The organism is Halomonas sp. V046, from assembly GCF_052645355.1.
The window spans coordinates 1-263 of record NZ_JBQXYF010000077.1; the positions used below are offsets into that span (position 1 = coordinate 1).

General features: G+C 68.4%; 1 protein-coding gene. It reads right to left on the bottom strand.

What is annotated here, in order from left to right; translation table 11 throughout:
* A partial coding sequence (locus ACUN9Y_RS22320) for an Ig-like domain-containing protein (RefSeq protein WP_445462927.1) occupies window positions 1–263 on the bottom strand: 263 nt, incomplete at both ends.

A 263-nucleotide genomic window follows, 5' to 3' on the forward strand; every position in this document is an offset into this window, starting at 1 on the left:
GTGGCGCTGTCGGTATCACCGTCGGCATCGACCACGCTGTAGCTGATCACGGCCTCGCCGTCGAAGCCATCCGCCGGGGTGAAGGTCACCGTGCCATCGGCGGCGTTGAAGGTCACCGACCCTTGGGTCGGGTCATCCAGGGTCGCCCCGGTCAGGGTCAGCGGGCCATCGGCGCCGGCGACGTCATTGGCCAGCACGTCGACGGTGATCGGGGTGTTCTCGTTGATCTCGCCGCCGTCATCGTCGACGGCGTCCGGCACGTC